This window comes from Blastococcus sp. SYSU DS1024, assembly GCF_054050795.1.
This window is the reverse complement of record NZ_JBJHAA010000040.1, coordinates 1-8,095: the sequence shown is the minus strand read 5'-3', so window position 1 is coordinate 8,095 and position 8,095 is coordinate 1. Positions and strand designations below refer to the sequence as shown.

Sequence of the window (8,095 nt, the reverse complement as noted above, 5' to 3'; positions counted from 1 at the left end):
GCGGCGCCGCGTCCTGGAGGCCGCCCGGGCGGCCGGGCGCGACCGGACAGCCGCGGTCCCGACCGATCCCCTCGTGAGCATCCTCGTACCGACGTACAACGGCGAACGGTTCCTCCGGGCGGCGTTGCGGTCCGCGCTCGGGCAGAGCCACCGCAACATCGAGGTGATCGTCGGCGACGACGGGTCGACCGACCGCACGGCCGAGATCCTGAAGTCGGTGGCCGCCGAGGACGCGCGGGTCCGGGTGCTCCGGTTCGACCCGAACGTCGGTCCGCTGGAGAACCCTCGACGGCTGCTGGCCGAGGCACGGGGTGAGTACGTCAAGTTCCTCATGCACGACGATGTGCTCGCGACCGACTGCGTCCGCGAGCTGGTCCGCGGCCTGGAGTCCTTCCCCGAGGCGACGATGGCCTTCTCCCACCGGGTGCTGATCGACGAGGACGGCAAGGCCGTGCCCGGCCACGAGTTCCCCAAGGTGATGGACCGGCCGGGGCTCGTCGAGGGCCCGCCGCTGGGCGACCTCGTCCTGTTGAACTGCACGAACGTGATCGGCGAGCCCACCACGGTGCTGTTCCGCCGCGAGGAGGTCGACCCCGAGGAGCTCTGGATCGTCGACGGGCGCACCGTCGACGTGCTCAACGACGTCCAGCTCTGGCTGCACCTGCTCGCCAAGGGGCCGGCCTACTACACCCCCCGCTCCCTCAGCCGGTTCCGCTCCCACGGCGGGCAGAACTCGTCCAACCCGCGCTACCTCGGCCGGGGCGAACGCGACTGGTCGCGGCTGGCCGACTGGGGCGCCCGCAACGGCTTCCTGGCCGGGCCGGGGCACGCGCGGCGGGCCCAGGCCCGAGCCCTGCTGGAGGCAGCGGGCCGGGTGCACCAGCTCATCGACACGCCCAACTACGGCGCCGCGCTCGAGGCCGCCCACCTGTCCGTGACCGCGCTGGTGGAGCTCCTCCGGCCGACGCCGGAGACCCGCTCGCTGGGCCTGCCCGAGCGGGCGCACGGCCCCGCCGTCCGGGAGCGGCTCGCTCAGGAACTGGACGTCTGGACCCGCGAGTACCCCGTCGCCCTGGCCGCTCCCGTCCTCGACCCGGCGGAGGTCGGCGCGACGGTGCACGCCTTCCGGGAGCTCCTGGCGGCCGGGGTGGCCCAGCAGGCCATGGTGGCGGTGCCCGAGGCCGACCTCGACCGCGCCGTCCCGCTGCTGGAGGCCGCCCTCGCCGCCGGACCGGACATCGACCTGGAGCTCGTGACCGCCGACGACCCGGCCATGCTGCTGCCCGGACCCTGGCTGGCCGTCGTCCCCCGCCACCGCTGGTGGCACGACGGACGTGCCCTGGCGACCTGGGTGTTCGACCTCCCGGGCGGGGCCGACGCGGACCCGCCGGCGTTGACCAGGCTCCGCCTCGCGGACTGCCGGGAGGTCCTCGCCGACGTGCAGGAGCAGATCGGCGACCACAGCGCCACGTGGGCAGCGCTGACGGAGGCGGAGTTCCAGCGCTCGGGGCACGGCACCGACCTGGTCTCCCGGGTGGGCGCGCAGTTCGTCCAGGACTTCGAGCGCAGCCGCGCCGGCGTCCCCGCGGACCAGCCGTACTTCACCGGCACCCAGGCCGGCGGCATCCGGTACCTGGGGGACGCCCGGGACTGGCCGTCGGCCCTGCACGCCGTCGACCCGGCCTGCAACAGCACCCTCATCGACGCGCTCCGGAGCGAGCTCTCGCGGCGTCCGGGCGACTACGTCGACGTGGGGACCAACATCGGCGTGGTGGCGGCGAGCATGGCCGCGCACCTGGCGCCGTCCGGCCAGGTCTTCGCCTTCGAGCCCTCGCCGGAGACGTTGCGGCTGGCCGCCTCGACCATCGCGCTCAACGACGTCGCGAACGTGACGCTCTACAACGCCGCGGTCAGCGACACCGACGGCTCGCTTGACTTCCACGCGACCCCGGGCAACAGCGCGATCGCCTCCGCGCGACGGCACTCCTTCAGCCTGCTCAACGAGTGCCAGCAGGTCACCGTCCCGGCGGTCCGGCTGGACACCCTGCACGCGGCCGGCGAGCTCGACGGCGTCACGCTGGTCAAGATCGACGTCGAGGGCCACGAACCGAGCGTGCTGCGCGGCGCCCTGGAGTTCATCGCCGCGGTCCGCCCCACCGTCGTCTACGAGTACACGCCCGTGGCCGCCGCGGACCACGGCTGGACGCAGGAGGACTCGATCGCGCTGCTGAGCCGCGCCGGGGACTTCGAGTTCAGCGCCCTCGCCGAGAGCGACGGCCAGGTGCTGCCCTTCCCCCTGCCGGCCGGCTACCTCGGCCAGGTGAACGTGTTCGCCCGACCTGTGCGGCCGTCCTGACCGCGGCGCGTGGTCGGTGCCCGCGAGGGCGGTCCAGGGCCGGAGTCGCCGTGGCGGCCGACCCCACCGACCACCTGCAGCAGGCTGGCGCCCAGGTGGAGGACGCACTCACCCCGGGGAGCCGGGACCGGCCGCGGACCTCGTCCCTGCCGAGGACCCCGTCCTGGCACCGGCCGCGGCATGCGGGCGGGACACGCCCGTCAGCCTCCCGCGACGCCCCGGCACCCAGTAACGTGCCGATCTGATGAGCGAATCAGCGAGCACCGACGACGTAGCCCTGCGCTGGAGCGGCGGCGAGCTCCCCCTCCGGGAGGTCCCGGCCACGGAGGGCGCGCCGGGCCTCGACACCAGCAAGCTGCTGGCGACGACCGGCAAGGTCGCACTGGACATCGGGTTCGTGAACACCGCGTCGTGCACCTCGGCGATCACCTACATCGACGGTGACGCCGGGATCCTGCGCTACCGCGGGTACCCGATCGACCAGCTGGCGGAGAAGTCGAGCTTCCTCGAGGTCACCTACCTGCTGATCTACGGCGAGCTGCCCACCGCCGACCAGCTGGCGCAGTTCGACGGCAGGCTCCGCCGGCACACCCTGCTCCACGAGGACCTGAAGCAGTTCTTCAACGGCTTCCCGCGGGACGCCCACCCGATGCCGGTGCTCTCCTCGGCCGTCAGCGCGCTCTCCACCTTCTACCAGGACTCGCTGGACCCCTTCGACGAGGAACACGTGGAGATCAGCACGCTCCGCCTGCTCGCGAAGCTGCCGACGATCGCCGCGTACGCGTACAAGAAGTCGGTGGGGCAGCCGTTCCTCTACCCGGACAACTCGCTGGGCCTGGTGGAGAACTTCCTGCGGATGACGTTCGGCTTCCCGGCCGAGCCCTACGACGTCGACCCCGACCTGGCCAAGGCGCTGGACATGCTCTTCGTCCTGCACGCCGACCACGAGCAGAACTGCTCCACCTCCACGGTCCGTCTGGTGGGCTCCTCGCACGCGAACCTGTTCGCCTCCGTCTCCGCCGGCATCAACGCGCTCTTCGGCCCGCTGCACGGCGGGGCCAACCAGTCGGTGCTGGAGATGCTCGAGGCCATTCGGGCCGACGGCGGGGACATCCCGCGCTTCGTCGAGCGGGTGAAGAACAAGGAGCCCGGCGTCAAGCTCATGGGCTTCGGCCACCGGGTGTACAAGAACTACGACCCCCGCGCGGCCATCGTGAAGTCGACGGCCGACACGGTGCTCGACAAGCTCGGCGGCAACAACGAGCTGCTCGACCTCGCGCGCCAGCTCGAGGAGATCGCGCTGAAGGACGAGTTCTTCATCCAGCGCAAGCTCTATCCGAACGTCGACTTCTACACCGGGCTGATCTACCAGGCGATGGGCTTCCCGACGCGCATGTTCACCGTGCTGTTCGCGCTCGGCCGGCTGCCCGGCTGGATCGCGCAGTGGCGGGAGATGATCGCCGACCCGAGCACGAAGATCGGGCGTCCCCGGCAGCTCTACACCGGCGCGGCCGAACGGGAGTACGTCCCCGTCGACGCGCGCTGAGAAAGGACCCCGTCCTCGCCACCGCTCGCACGCTCGCGGCGGTGCCCTGGACGGGGCCTCCGGGCCGGGTGACCCTCCTGGGTCACCCGGCCCGTTGCGTTCCCGGGTGCGATCCCTACGGTGGGTGCGCCACCCATCTCGAGAGGACCGTGCATGGCCGAGCTCCCCGACGAGGACCTCCTCGTCCTGCCGCCCATGCCCTTGGCGACCGGCCGGTTGCTGGAGCCCGACGGCGAGGGCCCGCCCGTCCGCATCACGAAGCTGGAGTTCGTCGTCTCCACCGAGGACGGCGGCGAGCTGCGGATCCCCCTGGAACACCGGCACGGCGCCTGGTGGGCGCCCTGAGCCGCCTGCCCGGCGCTCCGCTGCCCGGCGACTCCCCCGAGGTTCACCCCACCCCGGACGGGTGACCTCCTCCCCCTCGTTCTTCAAGCACCTCCCCCGGCGCGTCGATGGATGTGCGGAAGCTCCTGACCACAGCAGCACCAGGAGCCCCATCCGTCACGACGAGATCGCCCGGGGGACGCAGTGCCTGCTTCGCGGACACCCGGGCGCTCGGCCGCCCCGCGCACCGCGTCGTCCGCCGGCGCCGGCCGCACGGCGGGCGCCACCCGTACCGCCCCCCGGTCGTCGGCTGCCCGCACCTCGTCGGCCCGCACCGGTGCGAAGCGCTCCCCGGCCCGGCCGCCCCTGACCCCGGCGCAGGCCGACGCACTGCGGGAGGCGCTGGCCCTGCGTCAGGCGGCCGCCGCCCGCCCCGGCGTCACACCCGAGCAGCTGGCCGCGGCCCGGGCGGCCGTCGCCGCCCGCTCCGGCGGGACCGCCACCCGCTCCGCCGGGACCGGCTCCCGGCGCCCGGCGACAGGGGCCGCGGGCGCCCGCCGGCGCCCCGCCACCGGCCGGGCCACGACCCCACGCACCCCCACCCGGCGTCGGCGCACCGGCCGCACCCGGCGTCCCGGTTCCAGCTGGTCGGCCCGCCTGGGCGTCATCGCGACCAGCGCCCTGCTCGTCCCGGCCGCCCTGGCGCTGCTGCTGCCCGGGACGCAGGCCCCCGACGGCGGTGGCTCCGCCCTCGACCCCACCGCGCTGGCGCTCACCGCGCGCAGCTCGCTGCTGGAGCAGGCGGACCGGTACCAACGGCTGGCCGGCGAGGTGGAGCTGGCCCGCAACCAGCTGGCGGACGCGCTGACCGCCGAGGAGACGGCGCGCGCCGAGCTCGCCACCACGCAGCAGGCCGTCGGCGCCGGCGCGGCGCAGCTCTACCGGGCCGACGCGACCAGCCGGTACCCGGTGCTCGGCCTGGACCTCGACCGGCCCGGCACGACCTCCGCGACGTTCACCCGGCTGGCCGTCGCCGACCGGGCCGGGCGGGCTCTGGAGGGCAGCGTGGTCCGGGCGGAGCGCACCGCCGTCCGGCTGCAGGCGGCCGTCTCCCGCGTGGCGGGCGCCCGCGCCACCCTGCGGGCCACCGAACGGCGCGCCGCCGGCGTCCTCGCCGCGGTGCGCGAGGAGGTGGGCGAGCTCCCCCCTGAGGTCACCGGCCGGCTCGCCGCTCTCGGGGCGATCCCCGCGGCCGGGCCCCAGCAGCAGCGCAACGACGCCGCGACGCGGCGCTGGCAGGACCACCTCGGGCGGCTGGCCGCTGCGGGCCTGACGCCGCCACCGGCGGCGGCGCTGGCCGACGCCGCCACCTTCCCCCCGGGCCTGTCCCCGGCGCTGGACGCCGACGGCCGGCCGATCGCGGGCGTGGCCTGGGCCGTGATCGGCAGCGAGCCGGTGACGGTGCTGCCGGCCGAGACCGTGGCCGCGGTCAGCAACGCCCTCTCCCAGCTCGGCAAGCCGTTCGTCCCGGGAACGTCGGGGCCGGAGACCTACGACTGCGGTGGCTTCACCGCCGGCACCTGGCTGCTGGCCGGGTACGCCCTCCCCGGTGACCCCGCGGCCCAGTGGGCGTCCGGCGCACCGGTGCCGGAGCGCGACGTGCAGATCGGCGACCTGGTCTTCGCCCCCGGTGGGCAGGACGTCGGCATCTACCTCGGCGACGGGCAGGTCATCGGCGCCTCGGCCGCGTCCTACCAGGTGGCCGTCCGCTCGATGGCGGCCGGCTCGTCCGCGGTGCGGGTCACCCTGCCGCGCCCGGTCGAGCCCAACCCGGCGCTCCCCGCCGGCGGCGGGACCGGCCCGTGCGGGGCCCCCCTCCCGGCGCCGGGGCCGGTGAGCCCCGCGTGGGGCGGCTGGTCCAACGGCCGGATCCCGGCCGAGGCGCTGTGCCGGCTGGGGGTGGCCAGGCACGCGCTGCGGTGCGACGCGGCCGCCGCCTACGCCCGGCTGGACGCCGCCTTCACCGCTGAGTTCGGCACCCCGCTGCACCTCACCGACTCCTACCGTTCCTTCGGTGGCCAGGTGGCGGCCTACCGCGCCAAGCCCACCCTGGCGGCCGTGCCCGGCACGTCCAACCACGGCTGGGCGCTGGCGATCGACCTCGGCGGCGGGGTCAACGTGGCCCACACCCCGCAGTGGAACTGGATGACGGCCAACGCCGCGCGCTTCGGCTTCGTGCAGCCGGAGTGGGCCCGGCCCGGTGCGGAGAAGCCCGAGCCCTGGCACTGGGAGTACGGCTACATCTCCTGAGCGGCGGGCGGCGCTCAGATCCAGGGCAGGTCGGCGACGTCCCGCCAGGGCAGTGTCACGCTGGACTCGCTGGCCTGCCCGGCCAGCCGGCGCGCCACCCCGGGACCCGTGCAGACCACCGGCCGGTGCGGTGTCACCACCACGTGCATGTCGGGCAGCGCGAGCCCCGCGGCGGCGATCCGCTGCCGCATCCGCTCCGGGGCCACCAGCGCCGCCGAGGCGAGCACCGGCACCGTGCGGTGCGACCACAGGGCCAACGGCCCCTCGACGCGCAGCTCCGGTGGGACGTCGTGGGCCCGGCCGGTCGCCGCGGAGCGGACGCGGTGCAGCTCGGCCGTACGCGCCGCCGGCGAGGGGACCCAGGGCACGGCGAGTTCGCCGCGCACGACGACGACGGTCCAGCCCACCGCCGTCTCGGACCGGTCCGACCAGTCCAGCACGGCGATCCCCTCGCCGGCCGCGGCCGCGTCCGTCACGGGCCGCCGGGCCACCCACGTGCCCAGCGCAGCGGCGATGCCCGCGGCGGTGCCCGGGATCCCCGCCCGGCTCATGTCCTCGGCGAGATCGGTGAGCGGTACCCGCTGCACGCGTTCGTCCTCCTCGACGTGCAGCACGGTGCCCGCCCCCGGTCGCCGGACGAGCCCCAGGCGCAGGCGCTGGGAGGCCAGCCGCGGCAGCAGCTGCGCGGCCACGTCGTGCAGGTCGACGACGTCGACCGGCGCGGTCCGGAACCGCTGCAACAGGCGCGTGGAGGAGGTGGGGCCGAACCGTCCGGAGCTCACGGGCGGCCCCCGGCACCGAGGAGGCCGCGCAGCCGGGCCGGCAGCGCCGGCAGGCTGAGGACCGCGGCGAGCTCGGCCCGGCTGAGCCGGACCGGGAGGACGTCCTCGTCCCACCCGGTGGCCAGCCGGACCCGCGCGGTCGAGGCGGGCCACACCGCCTCACGCGCGGCGGCCACGTGCAGCTCGGTCAGCACGTCCTGCAGGTGGATGGTGGCCACCGGGTGCACCGAGCTCCCGTCCAGCGCGGTGTGCACCGATGCGGCGAGCAGCTCCCGGGCGGTCGTGTCCAGCCAGTGCGGCACGAGCGCCGGGGATCCGGCGTCGCCGGTCGGTAGCGCGCTCACCGGGCACCGCCCCGGTACCACGCCCCGGGACCGGGCCACGGCGCACGGGCCGGGCGGCGAGTCCTCGAGCGGGGGGTCACGAGGTGGATATCGGCAGGCTCGGACCGCGTTCGACCCGCAGATGGGTCCTTTTCCGGCTCGAATCTCCCGGGCGTGTCCGCGCCACCCACCTCGCCCGCGCGTCACCGGCTCGCCCCCACCGCATGCCGAGATCCCGCGGCCCCGCACGTGCGTGCGCGGGGTCGCGGGATCTCGATGGGCCCCGCCCGGAGGCTCGGCCCGAGCCTGCCAGGGGTGAGGGGGCGGGGTCCTTCCTCACTGGAGGACCCTCGACGGGCCGGTGACTGACTGAGAAGGTCACTGGCGCACCCCGGGTCCCCACCGGATCACTGCCAGCCTGCCTTGCTGGAGGTCACAGCCAGACTGAGTTCTG

General features: G+C 75.2%; 6 protein-coding genes. 4 read left to right on the top strand and 2 right to left on the bottom strand.

Annotated elements, in window-relative coordinates; all coding sequences use genetic code 11:
- The 4 genes from ACI79S_RS20575 to ACI79S_RS20560 form a co-directional block, all read left to right on the top strand.
- Window positions 1–2,356 (top strand): FkbM family methyltransferase (locus ACI79S_RS20575; RefSeq protein ID WP_456595301.1); only part of this gene is annotated, 2,356 nt, incomplete at its 5' end.
- A gap of 244 nt (window positions 2,357–2,600) precedes the next feature.
- Entirely contained in the window at window positions 2,601–3,902 is a 1,302-nt protein-coding gene (locus ACI79S_RS20570; RefSeq protein WP_456595300.1) for a citrate synthase, read from the top strand.
- A 153-nt stretch (window positions 3,903–4,055) separates the two neighbouring features.
- Window positions 4,056–4,247, top strand: coding sequence for a hypothetical protein (locus tag ACI79S_RS20565; protein ID WP_091930692.1), 192 nt, complete (start codon window positions 4,056–4,058; stop codon window positions 4,245–4,247).
- Window positions 4,248–4,430: 183 nt separating this feature from the next.
- Window positions 4,431–6,536 (top strand): NlpC/P60 family protein, encoded by a 2,106-nt coding sequence (locus tag ACI79S_RS20560; RefSeq protein WP_456595299.1) that lies wholly within the window; start codon window positions 4,431–4,433, stop codon window positions 6,534–6,536.
- 14 nt (window positions 6,537–6,550) lie between these two features.
- Here the strand turns inward: ACI79S_RS20560 and ACI79S_RS20555 are convergent, their stop codons facing one another.
- Both ACI79S_RS20555 and ACI79S_RS20550 read right to left on the bottom strand, forming a co-directional pair.
- Window positions 6,551–7,318, bottom strand: coding sequence for a hypothetical protein (locus tag ACI79S_RS20555; protein WP_456595298.1), 768 nt, complete (start codon window positions 7,316–7,318; stop codon window positions 6,551–6,553).
- A complete protein-coding gene (locus ACI79S_RS20550; RefSeq protein ID WP_456595297.1) occupies window positions 7,315–7,662 on the bottom strand; it encodes a hypothetical protein in 348 nt (115 codons plus the stop codon). The genes ACI79S_RS20555 and ACI79S_RS20550 overlap by 4 nt, the downstream gene beginning before the upstream one ends.
- Between the last annotated feature and the right edge of the window lie 433 nt (window positions 7,663–8,095).